The sequence below is a fragment of the Brucella sp. NBRC 12950 genome (genome assembly GCF_030268145.1).
Classification (GTDB): domain Bacteria; phylum Pseudomonadota; class Alphaproteobacteria; order Rhizobiales; family Rhizobiaceae; genus Brucella.
The window spans coordinates 120,444-144,403 of the sequence record NZ_BSQC01000014.1; the positions used below are offsets into that span (position 1 = coordinate 120,444).

Sequence of the window (23,960 nt, forward strand, 5' to 3'; positions counted from 1 at the left end):
GAGTGGCCGTCCCCACCTCCTCTGAGACGACTGAACGTTAGTGCTCAAATCTGGGCGCGTAGCGGTTAGTCAACTTCTGGCTCAAAGGTTCATTATTTTACCAGTGGCGAAGAATAGCCTCAATGACATCGTCCACAGACATGCTTGATGTATCGAGCCACAACCCCTGACGAGGCGTTTCTGATCGCAGGGCGTTTGCGAGCACACTTGGGGGGAAGTGCTCGCTGTACCCTGTCTTATGCCGCGCAGCATCTCGCTCTGCCAAGGTGGACACAGTCGGGTCAAGCACAACAATTCGAGGCTGAAGATCACCAAGAGCGCTTGTGACGCGAAGAAAGTCTTCGCCTATCAGAATGTCTTGGTAAACCGTTGCAAAGCCAGCTGCGACGAACCGACGAACAGCGTCTATAGCTATATCCTGCCTCAGATGAAGCTGGGCCAGTGCTTCGGGGTCGAGCACCGGGCCCATCACGGCGCCACCCTTAGCAATCATCCTTAGAAACGCGTCTCCGCTAACATGAGCCGATTTTTCAAAGTGCTGTACAAGGGACTTCGCTACGGTGGATTTGCCAGCGGCCATAGCACCAGTGATGATGTAAAGGGTAGATTTCATAGTTGGTAATTATCCCTTTGATCTGGCTTTGGTCAGGGTCGATAGGTGCCAAGAGAAAACCGTGCGCTGTGTTGCTAGGCGGGCCTCTTGAGTCAACGATCGTTGAGGGAGAAAGCAAGAGCAAAACTTACTTCCTCAATGTCAAGCGCGCAAGGGAAGGGACTAGCCACGCGAAAGCGAACAAGATGCTCGATTTTTTGCGAGCCGCACGCATTTCGCGCGCCATCTTTAAACGCTGCGCCAGGTGGGTGTGGTTCTGTGTGAGGTCCCGGAGCTTAGATCCAGCAAGGCAACTCATCCCCTCGCACGGCCCGACACCGGTAGGGTATTGGCCGTTATTGACCGCCTGAGACGATCAACCGCCGGTGCATTTGGACGGCATGGCTCGGCCAACGGCCCACGATAGGCGCCCCTGCACGATTGTCAGCGTTTGTCGGCCATTAGAATAGGTCGTTCCATCTGGCCCCAGTGAGGGCAAGACCAACGCGGTCGCGCCGTTGACGGATACCGAAGCGCCATCACCCAGAAGGCGTACTACCAGATGCGTTCCGTCCTCGCACGTGTACATGCTGGCCGGATAGGGGTTGCCAGCACCTACTGACGCACCAGACGCAGAATTCGCGAACCCTGCAAACATCAGGACACTAATTGCATAGGCCGACAGATTTCCCAAAGTAATAGGCCTCCAAACTTGCACACTTTAGGCAGAGTACCCGGCACTTTATCCAGGCCCTTGGATCCAGGCCCGTGAAACAGCGCTCGCGCAGATAGCTTACTCAGGATAGGTTTCCACACCTGTGACAGGCATCGGATTTTTGAATAGGATGATGGCCAGCATGTTTCCGGGTTCCGACATCACATCGCTGCGCTGAGCCATTACCTCTCCGGCTACCCCACTTGAATATTCTGCGACCACTTCGCCAAAGCTGTTGCGCTGAATGGCCACGCTTTGTCCGGCTTCAACTTTATCGTTGAGCTTAACCAGATGCTCGACGATTCCACCCGCAGTGGCTAGCACCGGAAACCCACCATTACCGACGAAGACGGTTACGTCTTTGCCAGTACGTCCCATCGCTCCCGTAAGGATGCCGTGGTGTTTGAGAACGTTCATCGTGCCTTCGACGAACAGCGCGATCATCTCGGGGTCCAGCACGCGCGCAGCACCGATCTCCGGACAAAATGCAGGGATTCCAACGTCCAGGAATGCGTTATGCAAGACGGTGGGGTAGGCCTGTTTCGGCATGTCGAGGATCTGAGTGACGGGATAGAGATCCAGCAACTCCTTGACCTCGGGCCTTGCCGTATCGCCGATGTTGAATGCGGCGACCTCTAGCCCAGTCGTCCCGGTATGGAAATCAATCGCGAGGTCTGCATTCGGCCGCAGCAGCCGGTTGAACAGCATCCCGGCATGGCGGGTCGGTGCTGTCAGACCGTTCTCGTTCCCAGGCCATTCCCGGTTCATGTCGATCAGATCTATACCTCGACCTTGGTTTGGCCAGCGGCGTTGCATGCCTTCCAAGGCCGGGCGGGATATATCTGTCACTGCCATCACCGTGCCGGACATCTGCGCGGGATCGAGCTGGTTCATCACGGTCTGGACCGTGTGTATGGAACTCATCTCATCGCCATGCACCCCGCTTGTCAGGACGACGCGCTTGCCCGCCTTAGCCCCTTTCGCGACGATCACCGACACATACCAGTGCTGCCCGGTGGGCGTCTCGACGCCCTGAAAATACAAAAGGTGCTTCTGGCCCGCCGCCAGATCGTTCACGTTGAGTGCGCTGACGACTTTCTTTCCTTGGATTTGATCGCCGGTGTAGATTGTTCCGCCCGGCAGTTCGGTCGTAGCGGTTTGTGCGACTGCTTGATCGGAAGAAAGACCTACGGATGCCGCAGCGCCACCGATAGTCGCGAGGGTGGTTGCGATCAGGAAATCGCGACGATCGAGGCTTGGCTTATCGGTCATGACAGGGTTCTTTCCGATTAGACATATCCAGCTTGGCCAGTGTAGCGCAGTTCTGTGACAACCGAAAGGATGCTTCGTTCAAAGGCCCTTTGTCGGCCAGTCGGCCAATAATGACTTTCGCATTTTTCGACATTGCACAAGCCCACTGACCCATATGGGCGGCGCAATTTAAAGGAGCATCGAATATGCTAAGTCGATCAACGCGTTCATGGCGGCTCATGCTGCGGGACGCGGTAGCCAACGATTGAATGCTTTGCCTGCGCACCCTAAAGTGTCAGACCGCTGGTCGACCCAATTGCGCCCTTAACGGAACGAGACTGAGGTGACGGCGGATCCGAGCCGGATCACAATGAGAAGAGGAGGCTGGAGTGTCTTGGCGCTTCAAGGTTCGGGTCCTTCATAATTTGCTACCAGGGCTCAGTTTCATGACGCCATCACGGGGTCATCGCCAACCACGGCGATGAGGAAATCGAGCACGGCCCTGACGCGCTGCGGGATATTGCGACGAGATGGATAAACGACGCTTATGGGGAGGCGCGTCGGCGGAAAATCCGGCATGAGTTTCGTCAGACGGCCTGCCGTCACGTCAGCTTCAATCATTATATGGGAGAGCACAGCCAGCCCTCCGCCGGCCAGCACCGCGCGATGAACAGCCAAGGCGCTGTTGGCGATCATGCGCGGGGCGATGTGAACCAAAACCTCGTCAGCGCCATTTGAAAACGACCAGGATCTCCCGTTGCCCGCACGTTTATAGAATAGACAGTTGTGATCGGCTACTTGCTCGGGAGTTTGGGGTGGCTCGTGAGCCGCAAGGTAAGATGGGGCTGCGACAAGAGCCGCGGTGGTCCAACCAATGCGCCGGCCCATCAGACTGCTGTCGCCAACGAGGCCAATGCGAACTTCAAGATCGATTGCCTCACCAATCAGATCAGAAGGCTCCTCGCAAAAGATCAACTCGATTGTCAGGCCCGGGTGATTTTGAAGGAGCGTGTGGAGCCGGTCACACACGAAGAGACCAAGCGCTGCCGGCAAGCTTAACCTGACTTTTCCGGACGCCTGACCACCCTCGACTGAACCCGTCGCGCCAATGACATCCACAGCCTCCAGGACTTGCAAAGCCCGTGGGATCAACTGCTCACCTTCAACAGTAAGGGCAAGAGCGTTCGTCGTGCGATGAAGAAGCCGCGTGTTCAAATGTGCTTCAAGCGCGGAGACCTGTCGTGACACCGCCGGCTGGGTCAAGCCAAGGTCGATAGCAGCTGCTGAAAACGAGCCCGTCTCGGCGACGCGCAGGAACGTTTTTAGTGCCGATACGATGTCCATTCCGTATCCCCATACTTTTCGACATAAGTCTTATGTCTTGAGGATATGCTGGAAACGCTTGCCTGTCCAGAAATTAAGGATATTTGTAGTCCATAAGGATACCAGATATCCTTAATAACGGAGGCAGCAATGACACAGCGTTTGAACTACGCACAGCAATCACCCGAACTCTTCAAGAAGTTGATGGATCTCTCCACTGCATTGAACGGTGGTGTGATCGAACAGGCAATTCATGACCTTGTCCATATCAGGGCGTCGCAGATCAATGGCTGCGCCTTTTGTCTGGACATGCATGTGAAGGAAGCCAAGATACATGGTGAGAGTGAACTGCGCCTATACCACGTCGCAATTTGGCGCGAATCTAACCTGTTCATTCCCCGCGAGCGCGCGGCTCTTGCCTGGACAGAGGCCGTCACAAGACTGCCTGAAGGCGGTGTTCCTGACGAACTCTACGAGCGGGTCCGCGGCCAGCTTTCGGAGAAGGAGATTTCCGAATTGACCTTCTCAATCATGACGATCAACGCATGGAACCGTGCCAGCATTGCTTTTAAAGCAGTGCCGGGTTCGGCCGACAAAGCCTACGGCCTCGACAAGGCCGGCTTGAACTAAGTTCTCACTTGGACGGATCAACCAGACAGCGCGGCGTTGCGGCGTCCGCGAATAGAGAAGTCATATGAAAATTGTCATTATTGGCGGGACCGGCCTCATTGGTTCAAAAACAGTTGAGCGTCTGCGGAGCCGCGGTCACGAAGTGATTGCCGCGTCTCCCAACACGGGTATCAACACGATCACCGGAGAGGGGCTTGCGGAAGCGCTCGTTGGTGCCGAGGTGGTTATCGACCTCGCAAATTCGCCATCCTTCGAGGACAAGGCAGTCCTGGATTTCTTCGAGAGATCTGGCAATAATCTCCTGGCTGCAGAGAAGAGGGCGGGGGTAAAACACCACATCGCGCTGTCGGTTGTCGGGACGGAAAAACTGCAAGAAAGCGGGTACTTCCGCGCCAAACTTGTTCAGGAAACCCTGATCAAGGCATCGGGCATGCCCTATACGATCGTGCATTCAACGCAGTTCATGGAGTTCCTCAGCGGTATCGCGCAGTCTGGCACTGTTGGCGACACGGTCCGCCTTTCGCCGGCATATGTCCAGCCGATCGCCTCCGACGATGTAGCCGATGTCATGACCGACATCGCCCTTTCTTTACCCGCGAACGGCACAATCGAGATCGCCGGGCCGGAGCGGTCGAAATTGACCGACCTTGTTGCACGGTACCTCGTTGCCATTGGGGACGCGCGCATAGTCGTGCCGGACACAGAGGCTCGCTACTTCGGCGCGCGGCTCGACGATGGCTCGCTCGTTTCAGACAACAATCCCCGTCTGGGTCGGATCACGTTTGAGCAGTGGTTCCCAACCTCGGCGCGCAAGTAAATCGCATCCCTTGTGTCGCATTTGGCGACACATGTGTCCTTTACAAACAGGATTCTTCGACATGTTCAGATCATTTTTTGCAGCAACCGCCATCTTGGCCATGATGATTGCATCAGTGGCGGCACACGACAGCTCCGGCGGCAAGGCCGCCAAGGTAACCGTGGTATACGAGCATGAACTTCCGAACGTTCCAGGCAAGAGCATCAAGGGAGTTCTGGTCGAATACGACCCTGGCGGGTTTTCCGATGCCCACACCCATCCCGACAGTGCTTTCATTTACGCCACGGTACTGGAAGGCTCAATCCAGAGCCAGGTGAACGACGGCCCGGTGAAGGTCTACAAAGCGGGAGAGAATTTCTCCGAAATGCCGGGCGACCGTCATGCTCTCAGTGCGAATGCCAGCATGAGTGAAAAGGCGAAACTTCTTGCGGTCTTTGTCGTCGACACCGATCAAAAAGAGCTGACCTTCCCGATCAAGAATTAAGCCATCCAGACCGGGCGTATTGAAGAGCGCTCTGTTCTTTCCCTTCCTTGCCCCGGAGAATTGGTCATGCTTGACGATCCCGCTTTTTTGCCGCTGCTTTCGATCAATCTACTCGGCATTGCCGGGATCGTCGTATGGCACCTCCAAGGTCGGAATCGACCCAAAGCAAGGCTGATTTTCCAGATACTCTTCTTCTTGGCCATGACGGCGGTGCTGCGTTTTGGCGGAGTGCTGCCTTATCGAGTGGCGGAGACATATACTAATAATGTCCCTGCGCTGCTCGCCGCTTCTGCTCGTGTTCTCTGGTGGATTCACCTTGCCTGGTCGCTAATCGGAGTCGTTCGGATCATTGTGCTCGACCGCCGGCCGACACAGGCGCGGCTGCTGCAGGATCTAATGGTTGCGGTGGTTTATATTGGCATTTCGCTGTCGATCCTCGCATTCGTGTTCGGCGCGCCGATTGGTGCACTCGTCGCCACGTCTGGCGTTGTTGCCGTTGTCTTCGGCCTTGCATTGCAGAATACGCTTAGCGATGTCTTTTCCGGCATTGCCTTGACACTTGGAAGGCCGTTTGTGATTGGCGACTGGATTCAGCTCGCCGATGGCACGGAGGGGCGCGTGGTTGAAAACAATTGGCGGTCGACCCAATTGCTGACTGGTGCGCACAATATCGTAGTTCTGCCCAACAGCGTTTTGGCAAAGGTCGGTTTGACAAATCTCACTCGGCCGGATGAGACACACCTGATCTCTCTGACTGTCCGGATCTCTTCCAGTCACGAACCGGGTTTCGTCGAGGGGGTCATGCGGTCAGTCTTTGAACCCTGCGCAAGCATCGTCCGGCAAGCCCCGGCTATTGTTGCCCTCAAGTCTATAGACGCCGCAGCAATTGAGCTTGAGTTGCAGTTCCGTGTTGCAGATCCCTCGCACAGGATCCCGGCGAGAAATGAATTGATTGATAGTCTCTACCGACGATGCAGGGAGAGCGGCGTTTCACTGGCGATGCCGCTGCAAAGCTATCGCTACACGCTCCCCCTTGAAGGTAAAGATGCTAATGAAAAATCTCGATAGTGGTCATTCAACCGGCGCGGTCTAATACCCACTCGAAGGACTTTTCCCAGATTTCAGGCGGGATTTCTTTCGACAATGTCTCGGTAAGGTCGGAAAGCCGCACACCGCGGAGTGTGCGGCGCCAAGCTTCATCGGCCTCCCACATAACTCGCGCCACCGCGCAGGGCTTGGACTCGCAGTAGTCCTTTGGTCGGCAGGGATTGTTGGCACGTATATTGTTGCACACGAAGGTGCGTGATTTCCCCTCAACCGCTTCCACGATATCGAGAAACGTCAGTTCAGTCGCAGCGCGTGCCAGGCGATATCCGCCCGATGGACCTAATGTTGTGTGGACCAGACCTGCTTGGGATAGGCTCTGCAGCGCTTTTGATAAATATTCCTTCGGAAGACCATGAAATTCGGCCAAGGACTTTGTTGAGAGATATCGCCCCTCAGGGAGACCTGCGAGAATGGCGCAACAGTGAAGTGCCCATTCGACTTGGCTTTTCAGGATCATGATATCATTCCGCGACAAAGGCTGAACGCCTATTAAGGATAAACGTTATCCCTATTCTCGGACTTTGTAAACAGCCACTCTCAAGGTCCGATATAAACGTTCTGTGACGACCTACTGGGACTTTGCGCAACTATTTCAGGTTCGTCGCTCACTCTCTTTAATTAACATGGTGCTCTGGGATCGCCACTTGTTGGTCATCGACACGCTAAGTCAATGCCCTTAACGGCAAATGCGTTAGGCTTTCGAACTAAATGCGTCAAGGAAGGGTGGAGTAGCCCATTGGGTAACGACCGTCTTGATGGCTTGCGCGCGCTATCTCAGGTCGATGTCGGTGGGCTCTCACACGCGCATTGGATGCCGACGGAGAAGTGATGGCCTGATTGTCGATGAGGGGGGGTCAACACACCCGAGTGCAAGGCATATGTTTGAAGTTTGATTGGCGATCGCAAAGGTTCTGTTTGCACTCTATGCATGTTCCTGACTAAGGAGGTAAACGCGCATATTGGTGCGACAGACCAAAGTTGATCCGATGGGAGATTGCGGCAAATGTTAAGTTCTGTGAGAAAAGCTGTCACCATCATTGAAGCCTTTGCAGACGGCCAACGAGAATGGACCGTTACTGAACTCAGCCGCGAGCTGGACTTGCCACAACCATCATTGCATCACTTTCTTTCGACATTTCGAAACGTTGGCTGGGTCGTGCAGGATCCGATCAGCAAGCGTTACCGCCTTGGCATCAAACTATGGGAAATTGGCTGTGCTGCTGTTAATTTCCGCGAAAACGCCGAAAGCGCGCGCCCTTTCCTGCATGCTCTAATGGAAGCATGCGGGGAAACGGTTCATCTTGGAATGATATCGCCCGAAGATCCTTCAATCGTTGTCTATATTGATCGGGTTGATAGTGCCGAACCTGTGCGAATTGTAACTGCTCTTGGCAGCCGGGCGCCGTCACATTCTTCTGCAATGGGAAAGGCAATTCTTGCCCATAATGAACGCTTTGAAAGCACAGTTGTGGCAAAACCTCTCGCGCCAGTAACGAGCCATACAATTACCGATCCCGTGTTATTGAAGAAAGATTTTGCAGAAACCAGACAGCGCGGCTATTCGATTGGAAAAGGCGAGTTCATTGGTGAAATGATTGGAATAGCGGTCCCAGTCCGCGACCGGTTTGGCGAGGTGACACTTGGTATCGGGCTCTGGGCGCCAGCGCAGAAAATGACTGTCCCTTATATCGAAAGAATCGGCCCACTCATGTTGGAAACCGCGCAAAAGGTTTCACAGCAGTTGGGTTATCTCGGCGGTCGGGGATGAGAAAATCTACCTAATTCGTCTAGAATAATTGAAAATCCATTCGTTGAACGCGGGCCGGTTCACGTTATTCTATATATGAAATGAGATTTCATAATATGAAATAACGCGGGAGATCGGCTTGAGTGTCGAAATTGTAGGTTACGTTCCACATACCCGAGCTACGGAAACCTCAGGGCTATGGTGGTCCTCGGACTTCGATGTCGACTACATCGAAGAAACGGCCTTGGCGCATGAGGAAGCGGGTTTCGATCGTGTTCTGGTTGGAACGCACTCCTGGTCGCCTGACCCTTGGATGATCGCTTCTCACATTCTGGGTATTACGAAAAAGCTCAAGGTTCTGGTCGCCCATCGCCCCGGCCCGGTGGAGCCGACGCTTGCGGCAAGGCAGGCGATTACGCTCGACAGAATTGCAGGTGGGGGGCGTCTGGGTCTGCATATCATTACCGGCGCACCAGGCGGCGAGTTGCAGCGCGATGGAGACACGCTTGCCGATGAGCTTCGCTATGATCGGACGGCGGAATATATCGATGTTTTACGCAAGACGTGGGAATCTGATCAGCCTTTCGATCATTCGGGTAGGTTTTACACGGTCAAACAAGGTTTTAGTTCGGTGCGACCTGTTACGCAGCCGATGGTCAGTTTTGCAGGGTCATCGGCCGGAGCTCTGGCAGCGGGACCCGGGCGGGCGGACTATTATATGGTCTGGGGTGAGCCGCTGGCTGCGTCCGAAGCAACCTTTCGGGAGCTTCATGGACTTGCCAATGAGCGTGGCCGTCCGTTGACGATCAGTGTTTCACTGCGGGCAATCGTGGCGGAGACTGAGGCCACGGCATGGCAAAAGGCTGAAGACGTCTATAATCGTGCGGCAAGCCAGCTTGCAACGGTCGGCAGGGCTGACGGAAATCTGAAGCAGATGGAGCAAAAAGCCGATTCTTTTGGTGCATTGAAGCTCGATACTATTGCGCGGCAGAAAGACGTTCATGATGAGCGCCTCTGGCTCGGGTTCACCCGCCTGGTGGGACGCGGTGGGTCAACTGCGACCCTCGTCGGAACGCTTGATCAGGTAACCGATTCCTATTTGCGTTATTACCAGCTTGGTGCTGGAGCCTTCTATTTGCGGGGATGGGATATCGCCGCTGACGCCCGCGAATACGGGCGCGAACTGATCCCAACATTGCGTAGTAAAATGGCGGAATATCAAGCGCGTAGCAAGATGCCACATCAGGCCGCAGAATAACGAAACCCCAGATTGTCCGAGATCATGTCAAACACCGTACAAAAGACCTCGCGTCGCTCCGGTCTAATCCTTGGCTTGAGCGTTACATCCAATGGTTCACATACCTCCGGTTGGCGCTATCCGGGCGCCCCAGCGGATTCGTCATTGGATATAGATTTCTGGCAGGACCTCGCGCGACGCGCGGAAGCTGCGAAAATCCACTTCGTCTTCTTCGCCGATGGCGCTGCTGTCCGGCAGGGCGGCGATCAACCAGAAGCTCTTCGCTACATCGGTAAAGTTGATCAGTTCGAACCTTTAACGCTGATCTCAGCACTATCGACAGGCACCAAGCATATCGGGTTTATCGCCACGGCTTCAACCACTTATAATGAGCCTTACACGGTTGCCCGCAAATATGCGTCAATCGACTATATCAGCAAGGGGCGTGTGGGCTGGAATGTGGTGACTTCGTGGAGCGAGGCAGAAGCGAAGAACTTCAATCTCGACCATTCGCTTGAGCATGGCCTGCGCTATCGTCGCGCCAGTGAGTTTGTCGATGTCGTCTTCAAACTATGGAACAGTTGGGAGGACGGCGCCTTCCTGCGCGATCAGGCATCGGGAGAATATCTTGACCCTTCAAAACTTCACATTCCAAACCATAAGGGCGAGTTCTTTTCGGTCAAAGGGCCACTCAATGTTGCCCGTCCCATTCAGGGTTTTCCGGTAATCGCTCAGGCAGGGTCATCGGAGCCTGGCCAGCAACTTGCGGCACGGACGGCTGATCTCGTTTATACGGCGCAGCAGAGTTTCGACAGTTCGCGTCATTTCTACGAAGGTTTGAAGGCACGCCTTGGTGCGGTGGGTAGAGATCCCGATTCAGTGAAAGTCTTGCCGGGAATCCTGCCAATCATCGGTCGTACGCGCGCGCAAGCAGAAGAGCGGCACCAGAAATTGCGATCGCTGATCCATCCGGCGGTGGTTTATGCGATGTTGGAGCCGAAATTCGGTGACATGTCGGGCTACCCACTAGATGGGCCAATCCCCGACCTTCCAGAAACAAACGGTATCAAATCCATCAAGGCGCAGCTTGATGCAGCACGCGCCAAGGGCCTCACCATCCGGGAATTATATGAGACATCCGGCGCGGGCGGTCACAGGCAGATTGTTGGAACCGCGGAGGAAATTGCGGATCTTATCGAGGAATGGTTTGTGGGAGAGGCATGTGACGGTTTCAACATCATGCCGCCTTATTTCATCGAAGGCCTGCAAGATATTTTCGATCTCCTGATCCCTGAATTGCAGCGCCGCGGTCTGTTCCACTCCGATTATGAGGGGCAGAGCCTGCGCGAAAATCTTGGTCTGGAACGGCCTTCCCACCCCTCTTCAAACACGCGTGCCATCACGGCTGCAGAATAGTCAGGAAATATTGATCATGGCATCAATCAATCGCAGAACCTTGGTCTTTACGGCCGTTCTGATGGCAAGCTCGACACTTTTAAGCACTGGTTCCCGGGCCGATGAAACCCTCGTTGTTGTGGGGCAGGGTGGCTCTTATCAGGAGGCGCAGCGCAAGGCTTTTTTTGAGCCGTTCACCAAGGAAACCGGCATAAGGATTGTAGAACAGTCCCCATCTGACCCTGCAAAGTTTCAAGCGATGGTGGAAAGCGGAAACGTCGAATGGGACGTTGTTGATGTCGATCAGGAATTCGTCTATCGCGGTTCGACACTCAATCTTTTTGAAAAGTTCGACCACGCGGCGGCTGGCATCAAGAGCGAGGATTTCGACGCGAGCCTAATCAGTGATTACTCGGTACCTAGTATCGTTTGGTCAACGACGCTAAACTACAATTCGGAATCAATCGATCCGGAAAAGTCAGCAAAATCCTGGCAGGAATTTTGGGATGTTGACAAATTCCCCGGCGACCGCACGCTAAACAAGCGGCCCATTAATACGCTGGAAATTGCGCTTTTGGCCGATGGTGTTGCGCCAGACAAGCTATATCCGCTTGATGTGGATAGAGCTTTCGCCAGCCTCGACAAAATCAAGCCGCATATTCAGGTTTGGTGGGAAACGGCAGGTAAGGCCGAGCAACTGCTTGTTGATGGCGAAGTCGCTTATTCAGCCGCCGGCAATGCCCGCGTGCAAAAGGCCAAGCGCGATGGTGCCGCCGTGGATGTGAACTGGGGACAAGCGCTTCAGACCTCGCAATCTTGGGTGATCCCGCGCGGCTCGCAGCACAAGGATGCAGCTGTAAAATTCATCGCCTTCGTCTCGCAACCAGAACGCCAGGCCGAGCTTTCAAAGCTGATCGATTACGGACCAAGCAACAAGCGAGCTTTCGAATTTATTTCTGATGATGCGCAATTGCCTACCTCACCGCAATTGCAGGCACAAGCTGTGAAAACGGACCCACAATGGTGGTCCCAAAACTTTGAAAAAGTCAGCGAACGTTTCAATCAATGGCTGCTTAAGTAAATGGTCTAGTAGGAGGGCGATGCCCTCCTACTCAATCCCTTGGAAATATGGACGACAGTCGTGCCCCCCTTCGACGACACCAATATTATTCAGATCAGACAGCTGAATAAAAGCTACGGTTCAACCTCAATTTTGCGCGATGTCGATCTCGATGTCCGGCAGGGTGAGTTCCTGACTCTGCTCGGGCCGAGCGGATCAGGCAAAACCACCATGCTCAACATTATAGCCGGTATCGTGCAGAGCGACTCCGGTACCATTATGCTGCGTGGCCAAGATATTTCACATCTTCCGCCTGAAAAGCGGGATATAGCGGTGGTTTTCCAGAATTACGCACTTTTTCCGCATATGACCGTCGCACAGAATGTCGCCTTTCCGTTGAAGATGCGTGGCGTCGGGCGCGATGAATGCAAGAGGCGTGTTGAAGAAGCGCTTTCCATTGTCAAGCTCGAGAGCTTCGCCGCCCGCTATCCATCGGAGCTTTCAGGCGGACAGCAGCAGCGCGTTGCTTTGGCGAGAGCGCAGGTATTTGGCCCCGCGATCATGTTGATGGATGAACCACTAAGCGCGCTCGACAAGCGGCTGCGTGAACATATGAAGACCGAACTCAAACTCATGCAGCAAAGGCTCGGACTGACCGTCATCTATGTTACGCATGATCAGAGCGAGGCGCTAGCCTTGTCCGATCGGATTGCGGTGATGGAAGAGGGGCGGATTTCGCAATTGTCCTCGCCACAGGATGTTTACGAGCATCCGGCAAATCGCTTCGTTGCCGAATTTATTGGTGAGGCCAATCTCATGCCAATGGCGCTTTTCGGGAAAAATTGTTCAGGTACCATGCTGGTCCGCCCGGAATATATCCGCGCCGGGGAACGAGCATTGCAGTGCGATTACCGGATCGAGGCTCAGGTACAGGCGATTATATATGAAGGCACGCATTATATTGTCTCTTTGCAAGCGCAGGGAAACGCGATTGCAGCAAGGCTCGAAAAAGCGGACGTGCCCGATTGTCTCGATATCGGCCAAACGCTTCAGCTTGGCTGGGCCGAGCGCAACGCACATGAGCTGCCGCAATGAGCAATCTTTTTGCGGCCTGTCTTTCAAAGACGGCAAGGGGCGGTGAACAAACCCTGCTTCAATATCTTAAGACACGCAAGGCCGCAGGCTATGCCTTTCTTCTGTGCGTTCCGGCACTTTTTCTGCTGATCTTCATATATTTCGGCCCGATCGTGCAGACCCTTTTGCGCAGTTTCGCGTCGCAGGAGGCGTGGTACGAGAACTATGTGCGCCTGTTTTCCACGCAGATCTACTGGCAATCCTTTGTCATTACTTTCCGCATTTCGGCTCTAGTCACGCTAATTTGTCTCATCCTTGGCTATCCGGTCGCCATATGGCTAACGCGATTGGTTACCAAACGCCGGACCATCGCCTTTGCGTTCATTCTGATCCCATTGTGGACCAGTGCACTTGTGAGAACTTACGCTTGGACAGTCATTTTACAAAAACGTGGTGTTATTAATGCATTGCTTATAAATCTCGGTTTTATCGAGAAACCGTTGACGCTCTCCTATACAACGATGGGTACGATCATCGGCAATGTGCATATTCTGCTTCCGGCAATGATCCTGACACTTTATGCCGTATTATCACGCATAGACGTTTCGCTGGTGACTGCAGCCCGTTCGCTTGGTGCGCGGCCCATTCCGGCATTCGTACGCATTTATCTGCCTTTGTCGTTTCCGGCCATTGTTGCAGGAAGCACGCTCACCTTCGTGGCGTCGCTCGGTTCTTATATCATTCCGGCTTTGCTTGGCGGGCGCGAAGACCTGTTTGTTGCGCAACTCATCGATCAACAGGTCAGTAAATTACTCAATGTCGGATTTGCTTCGGCAATTTCGATGGTTCTTTTGCTCGCGTGCCTCGTTCTATGTGTGGCCTATGCCAGATTCATTGAAACTGGCGACCGGCGCAACGGAGTGGGCGGTGTCGCCTCGGTTGGGACATCAGGCTGGGCTCTTGTCATTTATTCGTTGCTGGTGCTCTTGTTTCTGGTCTTGCCGACTTTTGTCCTTGTTCCACTTTCATTCAGTTCGGCACGTTATCTAACCTTTCCACCTCCGGGCTATTCGCTGCAATGGTATCAGGCCTATCTTGGCAGTCCCGCCTGGGTCGAAGCGACTTTGCGCAGTTTGCGCATTGCGTGCGCCGCAGCGCTCGGAGCGGCTGTTCTGGGGACGCTTGCAGCACTGGGTATGAGCCGTATGAGCAGGCTCGCGCGTTATCTTATGACGGGGCTTATGCTGTCGCCGCTGTTGATACCGAATATTATTTTTGCACTTGGGCTTTACCAGCTTTATTCGGCACTCGGTCTCATCGGCACTGAAATGGGGCTGGCGTTGGCGCATATGGTATTGGGCCTACCCTACGTAGTCATTACGGTTAGTGCGGCTCTCTCTGCTCGCGATCACCATCTGGCATCGGCTGGTCGTAGTCTGGGGGCAGGGCCAATGAATGTGTTCCGGTTCATTCAGTTTCCGTTGCTTCGCAATGCTATTTTGGCCGGTGGATTTCTGGCATTCATCGCGTCCTTTGACGAGGTTTTGATTGCGATTTTTGTTTCTGGTTCGCGCACCGCAACCTTGCCAAAAATGATGTGGGACGGTGTTACGACGGAAGTCAATCCAACCATATCCGCTGTTTCGGTTATCGTTATTTCGGTTTCGCTTTTTGTGATCATGTTTATGAATTTCATACAGACCAGGAACGGCCCGGGGCGATAGGTTTATTGTCACTCCCGAACTGGTGGTGGTCGTTGCGGCAATGAGAACAATCGTCACTAATCTAGTCGCTTCAGTTTTTCAGAGAGGGAATATGACACGTGCGATAGGGTGGCATGACTGGGTTTTGGATCAAAGAAGGGACGATGAAACAGTTAATCGCGCGGACGGTATCGATATTGATGTTCCAACGTTTCTTCCCATGTGTTGGGTATCTTTTTTGGCGGATACCGACGCGATCTTGACTTACATCATATGCTGCAAGTTTGATTGGTGCTGCCGCTTTGCGTTAAGTTGTGTCATGTGATTGAACGTGAATTCACGGAGTATTGCTGCGGTCGCTTCCACTTTACGTGGGTGAGACCGCAGCCTTAGTTCAAGCTACAATACCACCCGCTCGGGGCGCAGCCGTTCACGCGGATACCGGCAAGCCAGCTCGCAGTGTTCAGCTTGCGCGGCGAAGGAGCGAAAATTGAGGTGGTTGGTCATTGAGAACGCGAACGACATCTTCCGCAGCAGTCGTTGCCATGCGTATTCTTGTTTCAAGCACGCTGGTCCCTAGATGCGGCGAGAACGCTGTATTCTCTAGTTTCAGGAGCGGATTATCGGGTGAGACGGGTTCTTCCTCGAAGACATCGAGACCAGCGGCGCCGAGCTTGCCTGTCGAAAGTGCTTCATAAAGCGCTTCCTCGTCGACAATGCCGCCGCGTGCAGAGAGCACGATCACGGCGGTGTCCTTCATTTTTGCGATCGCTTCTCGATTAATCATGCGATGTGTCTGTTCCGTTAATGCACAATTGACAGAAATAAAATCGGCCTGCGCATAAAGCTCATCAAGGGACACGTAAGTCGCGCCAAGTTCTGCTTCGGCGGCCGGTTGACGCATGACGTCGTGGTAGAGCACTTTCATATCGAAACCGCCTGCGCGCTTTGCCATATGTTTGCCGATCTTGCCGAAGCCGATGATACCAATAGTCTTGTAGGAAACGTCATAGCCCATGAAACGTTGTGCTACCCACGTTCCTGCTTCCGTCCATTGCCCCGAGCGAACGAATGCGTCGGCGTGATGGAGCTTTCGAGCTGCGTTGATCATCAAACCGAAGGTGAGATCAGCGATCGTATGGGTGTGGACGGGTGTAACGGTAACCTCCACGCCGCGCTTCTCGGCTTCACCAATATCTATATTGTCGTAGCCAACGCCGCGGCGGGCGGCGATCTTTAGTTTCGGCGCATGGTCGAACGCTTCCTTGTCGAGTATTTCGGTGTGCCAGACGAAGATGACCGCGTCGGCGTCGCTTATCCCGTCGAGAAACTCCTCGCGCGTGAGCGGACGGCTGACACCGCTGCAGACGACCTCGATTCCTGCATTTTCCAGCAGGTCAATGGCCTCTTGCTCGAATGACTGGGTGATGAAGACTTTCATTTAGCATTTCCTTAAGCGGCTGCAGTCTGAATTGTGGTGACGATCACCCCGGTTTCGGGATCACGTCCGCGCACGATGTCGACACCGTGTACCTCGACGATGAAGAGATCGAGCGTTGTTAGAGTGATGGTGCCGGGCTCAATATGGCCGCCGTAGATGACATCGTTCTCGCCGCTTATGACGGCGTGATAGTGTATGTTCAGTCGACCTGGCTGATCGCCTGGCGAGACAAGCCCCTGACCGGTCAGAAGACTGAAGGGGCCCTCCATGAGAAGCTGCGTGGTGTAACCGAGCTTCGGGTCGGGTTTGACGCGGCTTACATAATGGAGAGCCACTTTCTTTAGGCTACCAATGGTGGTCGTTATCTGGCCGCAAGTCACGCCGTGCTTCAGGCAGACTTCTTCGATAGACTGGAGAACGTCGCGATCTGGATGGATGCGCGCTGCGATAACCCTGCCGTTCTGGCCGGCAGCGGAAGAAAAATAAGACGAATTCATCGATAGATCCTTTGGTGTTCTTTTGATCAGATGGCCGCGACTACGGCTTCGATCTCGCGCAGCGAAAGCAGCCGGTAGGGATCGCGCTTGAGAAGGAGGGGCAATTCGTGCATCGTGCGCGCATCGTAGGTCGGGCTTTCGGTGGTCAACCAATAGCGTGTGCTTGGGATCATCGTTACGGCAGGATTGAAAGCCCATGCAATGTCGAAGATTTTCTCCGGCTTATTGGCGATGAAGACGACCTTGCCATGCATTTGCCCACGCATCTGGAACGCGACGGGGACCGCTTCCTCTACTTCCCATCCGCGTTTAGCCATCGCTTTCAAAGCGGCCGAGCGGATTAAGTCGGGATGCACGGACGTCTCCACATTGGCGTGAATATGTACCACATCGCGGTGTTCGTTGAGTTCGCAATATTTTTTGAAAGCCTCAGTTTCGAAATAAGCTTCGAGTTCTGCCTGTTCCTGTTGGGTCAGCGAGGTCTTGAACGGATACTTCTTGTAGAACTCCTCCATGTATCGCTTGCCCCAGTATTCGACATTCTGTTCCCTCTTTGCCGGTCCGATCACCGTATCGGGTGAATATTTCCACAAGAGGTCAAAATGCGGCATGCCTTTGGGTTCGATACCGTGGATCGAACCGGAATCGGCCACTTGGCCAGATGTGAAAATCTCGATCTTGCGATGCACCGGTCGGCCGATCTTTGCGAAATAGCCTTTGACGATTTCTTCGAGACTCATCGGATGTAACTGGGTCTCAATATATACATGCGCATGATAGATAGGCTCGTCGGAAATGCTCAGTACTTCGATCGCCCTGTTCCAGTGAGCTGAACGAAAATAGGCGGCGACGGTCTCAATCAAGTCCTGCTGATCGGGCACAAAATGAGCGCGCGCGACGTTGGTATTCATGGTGTTCTCCTTATGAATAGAAAGATGTGTTTGGAAGGATCAGCCTTGCATTGCCCATCGCCGCACGGTGCGGTCTTCCAGTAACTTGAACAAAACGCCTTCCACGAAGAGGCCGATCAAAATGACGCTGAGCAGCCCGGCAAAAACGGCGGGAATATCGAGCATGTTCTTGTTCTGGAAGATGAACCAGCCGAGACCGCCCTGGCCGGAACTGACGCCGAAGACCATTTCGGCAGCGATCAGCGTGCGCCAGGCGAAGGCCCAGCCGATTTTCAGGCCGGTGACGATGCTTGGGAGGGCCGCAGGGATCAGGATGCGGCTGACGAAGCGCCAACCCTTTAGCCCGTAATTGCGTCCGACCATGCGCAGTGTCCGTGATGTCGACTGGAAGCCAGAAAAGGTGTTGAGTGCAACGGCCCAGAGAACCGAATGAACGAGCACGAAGACGAGGCTGGATGCGCCAAGACCAAACCAGATGAGGGCAAGCGGCAGTAGCGCGATCGCAGGGAGCGGACTGAACATTGCGGTCAGCGTCACCATCAGGTCTTCGCCAATACGCGTGCCGATCGCGACGAGTGTCAGCGCAGCTGCTGCAAGGATGCCAATGGCATAGCCGATGAGCAGTACTTGAAGCGACGCCCACACACGCTGAAGTAGTTCACCGCTTGCAATACCAGTCCACAGTGCAGATACCGTTTCGCTGAATGTTGGAAAGAGTAAAGAGTTTCCAACACTACGCCCATAAATCTCCCAGATCATTGCTAGAACCAGAAGTATAACAAGCTTACGGACTGGGCCGGACGCATAGAGCGTTTCGACGAAGGTCAAACGGCGTTCAACAATGCCGTGAAAATCTGCGTCCGCAACGTCGCGACGAATTTCCGGGCGAAAATTGTGGACGGGGGATGAGCTGACATCAGCCATGGTTTCTTACCTCCGTAGTCGCTTTGTCGGAAAACAGCATTTCGTGAATTTCGCGCTCAAGTGTCGCTGCTTTGGGTGTCCCGAGCTCGGCGCGCGAAAGTCCGTTGAGCTCCGCTTTCACCTGACCGGGATGTGGAGACATCAGCAAAATGCGATTGCCGATCTTGATGGCCTCGGCGATTGAGTGCGTTACAAACAGCACGGTGAATTGCGTTTCGTCCCAAAGTTCGAGCAATTCGTCCTGCATCTTCACGCGTGTCAGCGCGTCGAGCGCTGCGAACGGTTCATCCATCAGCAGAATATCTGGCTCCATCGCCATGCCGCGCGCGATTGCTACGCGCTGTTTCATGCCACCCGACAGCATATGTGGATAATTGTCTGCGAATTTGGTCAGATTGACCTTTTCAAGATAATGCCGAGCTTGTTGTTCAGCCTCCTTGCGATTGCGGAGCTTGCCGGTTTCGAGCAGAGGAAACATCACGTTTTGCACAACCGTCTTCCATGGCAAGAGCTGGTCGAACTCTTGAAATACCATCATGCGGTCTGGACCAGGACTAGTCACCTTGCGCCCGTTCAAGCGGATTTCGCCATGGGAGGGCTTATGAAAGCCGCCGATCGCTTTCAACAGGGTCGACTTGCCGCAACCGGACGGCCCCAGGAGAACGAAGCGGTCGCCTTTATAAACCTGAGCGCTGACCTGATAAGTCGCCATGATGGACAATTGACCGGCGATGTATTGCAAAGTGACATTATCGACATCGAGGATCGGCCGGGAAGGTTGAGCTTCCGCTGCAAATTTGCGTTCAGTTACAGTTATCATGTTCATTGTGGCCTCTACTTTCACAGATCAGGACGCGTGCAGGCTGCGGCCTCAATTGGCGGCGTCAGCGCCCGGGACATTGTGGAGATCGGCGAAGAAAAAGTCCTTCCAACTCTCGGGACTGTGCTTGATCAGGCCGATCTTTGCGATGAAGGCCGCTGTCTGATGAACGCCGAGGGGCAAAGATTGAAAAATATTTCCTTCTTCAGCGAACATCGCTGCGAGTTCATCGACGGTGAATTTCTCTCCGGTCGACTGAAGGTAAAGCTCTGCTGCCTTCTTCGGATCGTCATTGATCATCTGTTGCGCGTCGGCCAGGGCGGCCAGAAACACTTTGATCGCCTCGGGATTGTCATTGTGATAGGTGCTTGTCGTAAAGGCGAGCAGATTGGTGGTGGGACCGGCGACGTCGAGTGTCGTCAACACGGCGTGAAAGTCAGGCTGTTTTAGAAGCTGCTGGTAGTATGGTGGGCCCGCGAACATGGCATCCGTAGGGCCCTTCGGGTTCAACATCGACTGGACGCCGTCCGCAAATCCGAGCTGTACCATCATTGGATCGAATTTCTTCGGATCGCCAAACTCTTTATCCAAGGCCATTTGAAGATAGATGGCTTGGTTGGATATTTTTAGCGACGTCACTGAAATGCGGTTTGTATCCTTGAAATCTTTGAGCGTTTTCACATTAGGATCTTTGGAGACGAGAACGCTCTTCGTGCCACTGACTGCGGCAAGTGCCTTGATGTCACCGCCTGTCCGCGACCACAGCAACAAAGCGTTGGAAACACCGGCGGCGACGATGTCGACATTGCCGGACAGCAAGGCGTCGTTCACGGCACTACCGCTGGGAAAACTTAACATACTCAGTGTAAAATCAGCGTCGGACTCTTTGGCGTGTTTCTCGACCAGCTGAGCTTGTTTCATGATATGGATCGGGGCAAATAGAACGCCGACGCCTCCGGCAATCCGAATTTCTTTGGCTTGTGCGCTGGTTGCCGTCCACGACAAGGTGACGGCCGCCGCAACCGCGACGATATTCTTTATGAACATTTTCATTCGGTCCTCCCAACCGATGTTATCTTCACCCAAGCGGGCGAAAGGCCTCACTTGAATTGTGATGGAGAAAAGCGTATCGCGAAAGAAATGATTACGTCCAATGCATAATATTCCAAAACTAATAACTGGCAGGAATTGGTGCAATGAATGAACGAGATTTGCGGTATCTCATTGCCATCAGTGAATGTGGCAATTTGCGAATGGCCTCGGAACGACTGGGCATTACCCAGCCGGCCTTGACCAAATGCATCAACCGTTTGCAGGAAGAGGCTAACACTGCACTCTTCCAGCGCAAGGGGCGATTGATTGTACCGACGAGCGTGGGCAACGTTTTAATCAGAAGGGCGCGACAGATCGTTCAGTCGATCGACGAAACCCAACGCGAAATTCATGACTACGTCAACGGTATTCGGGGACATGTGCGACTGGGCGTCGTCGCGACCATCACCGAATTTCTGATGCCGGACATTCTTCACGATCTGACGATTAACAGTCCGAACGTCACAATGAAGCTCACCGTAGGTATGACGGATTTCCTGCTCGATGGCTTGCGCAGGGACGAACTCGATATCGTCATCAGTCCGATTTACGAGACTGAGGAATTTGAGTGTCAGCCACTCATGAAGGATCACGTCGTGATCGTTGCCAGCAAGGATCATCCACTGGCAAGCCGCAAGACTGAGCTCAGTGATCTGCAGAATTTCAAATGGATATTGCCGCAATCCAGCGTCGGCCTACGGGTTTGGCTCGAGGAAACCTTCATGCGGTTGTCGTTGCCGCTGCCTCAGGTGCAGGTTGAGATCAGCTCACTCCCACTGATGCCGAAACTTATTGCCCGCACCCAGTTGCTGAGCTTTACCTCTCGCCAGAATTTGTCGCGCACGACTGGAGGAGCGCATCTGATTGAACTTCCCTTTCCCGAGCTCACTTGGCAACGGAATTTTGGAATATTCACAAGAAAGGATAGCTATATTCCCGTGGCGAGCCAGATGCTCGTCGACCAGATTGTAGAGGCAATGGCTGAACAGTTATAATACCGACTTCGTCAAATGAGCTATTACGCGTGTCGATTAATTCCTAATAGTTATTAGTTTTGAAACTTTATGCATTGGACCGTGATCTTTTTACGGTGTCAACTTCTCCGACATGACAACGTAGGAGGAGAAAAATCATGGGACTTCAGGTCCTGATGACCGCGAAAACGCTGGCGAAGCCCGGGATAGACATTTTAGAGGAGGCTGGTTGTTCAGTGTCGTTTCTAATTGACGACACCGAGGATGAGCTTTCCGAAATCTTGCGCTCTAGACCAATCGATGCGGTGATTTCTCGAACACTCCCACTAACCCGAGAAATGATTGAGGACGCGTCCGCGCTCCGCATAATTGCGCGTCATGGTGTCGGTTACAACAATGTTGATGTCGATGCCGCCACGCAACGGGGTATACCTGTCCTGGTTGCTGACAACGCCAACGGCCAATCTGTCGCGGAACACACTTTGGCACTGCTGCTCGCGGTCGCGCGCCGCATTCCAATTCTCGATGCGAAAACAAGGGCCGGCGCCTGGCCACGCTCCACCACGGGTCTGCAGCTATCTGGCAGGACGGTCGGCATCGTCGCCTTCGGCGCAATCGGCCAGACTGTGGCCCGTATCCTGAAGGCTGTTGGAATGCACGTCGTCGCTTTCGACCCCCATGTTGGTAGCAGAGCGGCTCACGATGTCGAATGGGCTGAATCCCTCGATGCACTTCTTTCGCGATGTGACGTAGTCAGTCTTCATTGCCCGCTGACCGAAGAGACCGCTGGAATGATCAACACCGAGCGGCTGCTTGCCATGAAGAAAGGCGCAATCCTCATAAATACAGCGCGCGGTGGTCTCATCGTTGAAGAAGCGTTGGCGCAGGCCGTCGGGTCAGGTCATCTGGCCGGAGCGGGGATCGATACATTCACCCACGAACCCCTGTCTGCCGATCATCCGTTTAAAACTCTCGATGGCATCGTCTTGTCACCGCATATGGGCGGGAGCACTGATATGGCACTCGATAGCGTTGCGGTCAGCGCTGCACAAAATGTGGTCGATATGCTGATCAAGAGCAAAATCGAGGAGCGGCTTCTCGTCAATTCTGCCGTGCTTCACCGTCCGTCCACTTTTGTAGCTTGAGGTATCATGAACACGTCTTTCAATCCGAAGCCCTTGCAATCCACGTGGCCGACTGGCTTCACGGTCAATCCACGCGTCTCAACCCTTTCACGCGATTTGATTGAAGCTTATCGTACTGTACCCGTTCCTCACGCCAGCGACAGTATGGGTCGTCATACCGGCGCCAGGGAGCTCCGCGCTTATCACGGCGATGAAGCGGTAACGATGGTAGGTCCCGCTATAACAGTCAAAATCAGGCCCGGCGACAATCTCATGGTGCATTTGGCAATGATGATGGCGGAACCGGGAGATATTATCGTCATCGATGGCGGTGGCGATCTTTCGACAGCGGTTATAGGCGGCTTAATGCGAACCACGGCAATAGCACGCAAGATTGGTGGATTCGTTATCGATGGAGCCTTGAGGGATGTTGCTGAATGGAAGCAGGGGGGAATGCCGGCTTTTGCAAAGGGCAACGTGCATCGCGGCCCAAGTAAGGACGGTCCCGGCGAGGTGAATGTTCCGATCGCATGCGCGGGTCTACAGGTGATGCCCGGCGATCTTATTTTAGGTGATGCGGATGGCGTCGTCGCCATACCTGCAGATCAGGTCGATGCACTGCTGATAAAATGCCGAGCACATGCAGAACGAGAACGATCAATCAATGAGAGGAATGCAACCGGACAGCTTGACTGGCCGCGTTTCAATGACTTGCTGAAAGGGAAGGGTTGCCCTGATCTCGACCAGTCAAAGCTGCCGTCGTGACGCGGACAGAGTATATCTGATAAGCCCACCACACTTGACGCACCAGTTTCGCAATTGCGCAGTTTTGTGTTCGCTCGCGGGTGGTCTTTTCGATCTGAAAAAGACAATTTGCACTAAAGGAATGATAACGCTTTGAAAGCGAAAATCGTCAATGCGGTGTCACATGCCGGCGTGGGTCAGCCATGCATGTAGATCATAGCTGAGATGTGCAAAAAACAGATGCAAAATGATTATTATTTGGGCATAAGACCATCAGCTGTGACGCGCGTTCCTCCCA

Annotated in this window: 24 protein-coding genes; 13 read left to right on the forward strand and 11 right to left on the reverse strand. The window is 53.8% G+C overall.

The window, feature by feature from the left end; genetic code table 11:
- Window positions 1–97 precede the first annotated feature (97 nt).
- The 4 genes from QSJ70_RS21640 to QSJ70_RS21655 form a co-directional block, all read right to left on the reverse strand.
- The gene (locus QSJ70_RS21640) at window positions 98–613 is read right to left on the reverse strand and encodes an AAA family ATPase (protein WP_285539490.1); all 516 of its coding nucleotides are present in this window, start codon (window positions 611–613) and stop codon (window positions 98–100) included.
- Between the two features lie 355 nt (window positions 614–968).
- Window positions 969–1,286, reverse strand: coding sequence for a hypothetical protein (locus QSJ70_RS21645; RefSeq protein WP_215779304.1), 318 nt, complete (start codon window positions 1,284–1,286; stop codon window positions 969–971).
- 99 nt (window positions 1,287–1,385) lie between these two features.
- Entirely contained in the window at window positions 1,386–2,579 is a 1,194-nt protein-coding gene (locus QSJ70_RS21650) for a M14 family metallopeptidase (protein WP_285539491.1), read from the reverse strand.
- 423 nt (window positions 2,580–3,002) lie between these two features.
- A complete protein-coding gene (locus QSJ70_RS21655; RefSeq protein WP_285539493.1) occupies window positions 3,003–3,902 on the reverse strand; it encodes a LysR family transcriptional regulator in 900 nt (299 codons plus the stop codon).
- A 129-nt stretch (window positions 3,903–4,031) separates the two neighbouring features.
- On the opposite strand from QSJ70_RS21655, the gene QSJ70_RS21660 reads away from it, so the two are divergent.
- From QSJ70_RS21660 to QSJ70_RS21675, 4 genes are all read left to right on the forward strand, one after another.
- Complete coding sequence (locus QSJ70_RS21660; protein ID WP_285539495.1) at window positions 4,032–4,511, forward strand: carboxymuconolactone decarboxylase family protein; 480 nt, start codon at window positions 4,032–4,034, stop codon at window positions 4,509–4,511.
- Window positions 4,512–4,575: 64 nt separating this feature from the next.
- Complete coding sequence (locus QSJ70_RS21665; protein WP_285539497.1) at window positions 4,576–5,328, forward strand: SDR family oxidoreductase; 753 nt, start codon at window positions 4,576–4,578, stop codon at window positions 5,326–5,328.
- Between the two features lie 61 nt (window positions 5,329–5,389).
- Window positions 5,390–5,812: a cupin domain-containing protein gene (locus QSJ70_RS21670; RefSeq protein WP_285539498.1), complete on the forward strand. Its 423-nt coding sequence runs from the start codon at window positions 5,390–5,392 to the stop codon at window positions 5,810–5,812.
- Between the two features lie 66 nt (window positions 5,813–5,878).
- Window positions 5,879–6,880 (forward strand): mechanosensitive ion channel family protein, encoded by a 1,002-nt coding sequence (locus tag QSJ70_RS21675; protein WP_285539499.1) that lies wholly within the window; start codon window positions 5,879–5,881, stop codon window positions 6,878–6,880.
- A gap of 7 nt (window positions 6,881–6,887) precedes the next feature.
- On the opposite strand, the gene QSJ70_RS21680 is transcribed toward QSJ70_RS21675, so the two are convergent.
- Window positions 6,888–7,376, reverse strand: a complete 489-nt coding sequence (locus tag QSJ70_RS21680; protein WP_285539501.1) for an RrF2 family transcriptional regulator — start codon at window positions 7,374–7,376, stop codon at window positions 6,888–6,890.
- Window positions 7,377–7,922: 546 nt separating this feature from the next.
- Here QSJ70_RS21680 and QSJ70_RS21685 point away from each other — a divergent pair.
- The 6 genes from QSJ70_RS21685 to QSJ70_RS21710 all read left to right on the forward strand — a co-directional run bounded on the left by QSJ70_RS21685 (window position 7,923) and on the right by QSJ70_RS21710 (window position 15,156).
- A complete protein-coding gene (locus tag QSJ70_RS21685) occupies window positions 7,923–8,687 on the forward strand; it encodes an IclR family transcriptional regulator (RefSeq protein ID WP_285539503.1) in 765 nt (254 codons plus the stop codon).
- Between the two features lie 118 nt (window positions 8,688–8,805).
- Window positions 8,806–9,924 (forward strand): LLM class flavin-dependent oxidoreductase, encoded by a 1,119-nt coding sequence (locus QSJ70_RS21690; protein WP_285539505.1) that lies wholly within the window; start codon window positions 8,806–8,808, stop codon window positions 9,922–9,924.
- A 24-nt stretch (window positions 9,925–9,948) separates the two neighbouring features.
- Complete coding sequence (locus QSJ70_RS21695) at window positions 9,949–11,319, forward strand: LLM class flavin-dependent oxidoreductase (RefSeq protein WP_285539507.1); 1,371 nt, start codon at window positions 9,949–9,951, stop codon at window positions 11,317–11,319.
- Between the two features lie 16 nt (window positions 11,320–11,335).
- A complete protein-coding gene (locus QSJ70_RS21700) occupies window positions 11,336–12,379 on the forward strand; it encodes an ABC transporter substrate-binding protein (protein ID WP_285539509.1) in 1,044 nt (347 codons plus the stop codon).
- Window positions 12,380–12,439: 60 nt separating this feature from the next.
- Complete coding sequence (locus tag QSJ70_RS21705; protein WP_285539512.1) at window positions 12,440–13,453, forward strand: ABC transporter ATP-binding protein; 1,014 nt, start codon at window positions 12,440–12,442, stop codon at window positions 13,451–13,453.
- Window positions 13,450–15,156: an ABC transporter permease subunit gene (locus tag QSJ70_RS21710; RefSeq protein ID WP_285539514.1), complete on the forward strand. Its 1,707-nt coding sequence runs from the start codon at window positions 13,450–13,452 to the stop codon at window positions 15,154–15,156. Before QSJ70_RS21705 ends, QSJ70_RS21710 begins: the two co-directional genes overlap by 4 nt.
- 442 nt (window positions 15,157–15,598) lie before the next feature.
- Here QSJ70_RS21710 and QSJ70_RS21715 read toward each other — a convergent pair whose 3' ends face one another.
- The 6 genes from QSJ70_RS21715 to QSJ70_RS21740 are packed head-to-tail and all read right to left on the reverse strand — an operon-like array spanning window position 15,599 to window position 20,781.
- Window positions 15,599–16,576 carry a 2-hydroxyacid dehydrogenase gene (locus QSJ70_RS21715; protein WP_285539517.1) on the reverse strand — a complete coding sequence of 326 codons (978 nt, stop codon included), beginning with the start codon at window positions 16,574–16,576 and terminating at the stop codon, window positions 15,599–15,601.
- An 11-nt stretch (window positions 16,577–16,587) separates the two neighbouring features.
- Entirely contained in the window at window positions 16,588–17,073 is a 486-nt protein-coding gene (locus QSJ70_RS21720) for a PPC domain-containing DNA-binding protein (protein ID WP_285539518.1), read from the reverse strand.
- 26 nt (window positions 17,074–17,099) lie between these two features.
- Window positions 17,100–17,984 carry a hypothetical protein gene (locus QSJ70_RS21725; protein ID WP_285539520.1) on the reverse strand — a complete coding sequence of 295 codons (885 nt, stop codon included), beginning with the start codon at window positions 17,982–17,984 and terminating at the stop codon, window positions 17,100–17,102.
- 39 nt (window positions 17,985–18,023) lie between these two features.
- Window positions 18,024–18,908, reverse strand: coding sequence for an ABC transporter permease (locus QSJ70_RS21730; RefSeq protein WP_285539522.1), 885 nt, complete (start codon window positions 18,906–18,908; stop codon window positions 18,024–18,026).
- Entirely contained in the window at window positions 18,901–19,734 is an 834-nt protein-coding gene (locus QSJ70_RS21735; protein WP_285539524.1) for an ABC transporter ATP-binding protein, read from the reverse strand. Before QSJ70_RS21735 ends, QSJ70_RS21730 begins: the two co-directional genes overlap by 8 nt.
- Before the next feature lie 45 nt (window positions 19,735–19,779).
- Window positions 19,780–20,781, reverse strand: coding sequence for an ABC transporter substrate-binding protein (locus tag QSJ70_RS21740; RefSeq protein ID WP_285539526.1), 1,002 nt, complete (start codon window positions 20,779–20,781; stop codon window positions 19,780–19,782).
- 143 nt (window positions 20,782–20,924) lie between these two features.
- On the opposite strand from QSJ70_RS21740, the gene QSJ70_RS21745 reads away from it, so the two are divergent.
- The 3 genes from QSJ70_RS21745 to QSJ70_RS21755 all read left to right on the forward strand — a co-directional run bounded on the left by QSJ70_RS21745 (window position 20,925) and on the right by QSJ70_RS21755 (window position 23,683).
- On the forward strand, window positions 20,925–21,815 hold the full coding sequence (locus QSJ70_RS21745; protein ID WP_285539528.1) for a LysR family transcriptional regulator: 891 nt from the start codon (window positions 20,925–20,927) through the stop codon (window positions 21,813–21,815).
- A gap of 137 nt (window positions 21,816–21,952) precedes the next feature.
- On the forward strand, window positions 21,953–22,939 hold the full coding sequence (locus tag QSJ70_RS21750; RefSeq protein ID WP_285539530.1) for a hydroxyacid dehydrogenase: 987 nt from the start codon (window positions 21,953–21,955) through the stop codon (window positions 22,937–22,939).
- A gap of 6 nt (window positions 22,940–22,945) precedes the next feature.
- Window positions 22,946–23,683, forward strand: coding sequence for an RraA family protein (locus QSJ70_RS21755; RefSeq protein ID WP_285539532.1), 738 nt, complete (start codon window positions 22,946–22,948; stop codon window positions 23,681–23,683).
- The last annotated feature ends 277 nt before the right edge of the window (window positions 23,684–23,960 follow it).

Bases quoted from the DNA above. Each gene is read 5' to 3' on its own strand.
- QSJ70_RS21640 (WP_285539490.1), bottom strand. From the start codon at position 613: ATGAAATCTACCCTTTACATCATCACTGGTGCTATGGCCGCTGGCAAA.
- QSJ70_RS21650 (WP_285539491.1), bottom strand. From the start codon at position 2,579: ATGACCGATAAGCCAAGCCTCGATCGTCGCGATTTCCTGATCGCAACC.
- QSJ70_RS21655 (WP_285539493.1), bottom strand. From the start codon at position 3,902: ATGGACATCGTATCGGCACTAAAAACGTTCCTGCGCGTCGCCGAGACG.
- QSJ70_RS21660 (WP_285539495.1), top strand. From the start codon at position 4,032: ATGACACAGCGTTTGAACTACGCACAGCAATCACCCGAACTCTTCAAG.
- QSJ70_RS21665 (WP_285539497.1), top strand. From the start codon at position 4,576: ATGAAAATTGTCATTATTGGCGGGACCGGCCTCATTGGTTCAAAAACA.
- QSJ70_RS21670 (WP_285539498.1), top strand. From the start codon at position 5,390: ATGTTCAGATCATTTTTTGCAGCAACCGCCATCTTGGCCATGATGATT.
- QSJ70_RS21675 (WP_285539499.1), top strand. From the start codon at position 5,879: ATGCTTGACGATCCCGCTTTTTTGCCGCTGCTTTCGATCAATCTACTC.
- QSJ70_RS21680 (WP_285539501.1), bottom strand. From the start codon at position 7,376: ATGATCCTGAAAAGCCAAGTCGAATGGGCACTTCACTGTTGCGCCATT.
- QSJ70_RS21685 (WP_285539503.1), top strand. From the start codon at position 7,923: ATGTTAAGTTCTGTGAGAAAAGCTGTCACCATCATTGAAGCCTTTGCA.
- QSJ70_RS21695 (WP_285539507.1), top strand. From the start codon at position 9,949: ATGTCAAACACCGTACAAAAGACCTCGCGTCGCTCCGGTCTAATCCTT.
- QSJ70_RS21700 (WP_285539509.1), top strand. From the start codon at position 11,336: ATGGCATCAATCAATCGCAGAACCTTGGTCTTTACGGCCGTTCTGATG.
- QSJ70_RS21710 (WP_285539514.1), top strand. From the start codon at position 13,450: ATGAGCAATCTTTTTGCGGCCTGTCTTTCAAAGACGGCAAGGGGCGGT.
- QSJ70_RS21715 (WP_285539517.1), bottom strand. From the start codon at position 16,576: ATGAAAGTCTTCATCACCCAGTCATTCGAGCAAGAGGCCATTGACCTG.
- QSJ70_RS21720 (WP_285539518.1), bottom strand. From the start codon at position 17,073: ATGAATTCGTCTTATTTTTCTTCCGCTGCCGGCCAGAACGGCAGGGTT.
- QSJ70_RS21725 (WP_285539520.1), bottom strand. From the start codon at position 17,984: ATGAATACCAACGTCGCGCGCGCTCATTTTGTGCCCGATCAGCAGGAC.
- QSJ70_RS21730 (WP_285539522.1), bottom strand. From the start codon at position 18,908: ATGGCTGATGTCAGCTCATCCCCCGTCCACAATTTTCGCCCGGAAATT.
- QSJ70_RS21735 (WP_285539524.1), bottom strand. From the start codon at position 19,734: ATGAACATGATAACTGTAACTGAACGCAAATTTGCAGCGGAAGCTCAA.
- QSJ70_RS21740 (WP_285539526.1), bottom strand. From the start codon at position 20,781: ATGAAAATGTTCATAAAGAATATCGTCGCGGTTGCGGCGGCCGTCACC.
- QSJ70_RS21745 (WP_285539528.1), top strand. From the start codon at position 20,925: ATGAATGAACGAGATTTGCGGTATCTCATTGCCATCAGTGAATGTGGC.
- QSJ70_RS21750 (WP_285539530.1), top strand. From the start codon at position 21,953: ATGGGACTTCAGGTCCTGATGACCGCGAAAACGCTGGCGAAGCCCGGG.
- QSJ70_RS21755 (WP_285539532.1), top strand. From the start codon at position 22,946: ATGAACACGTCTTTCAATCCGAAGCCCTTGCAATCCACGTGGCCGACT.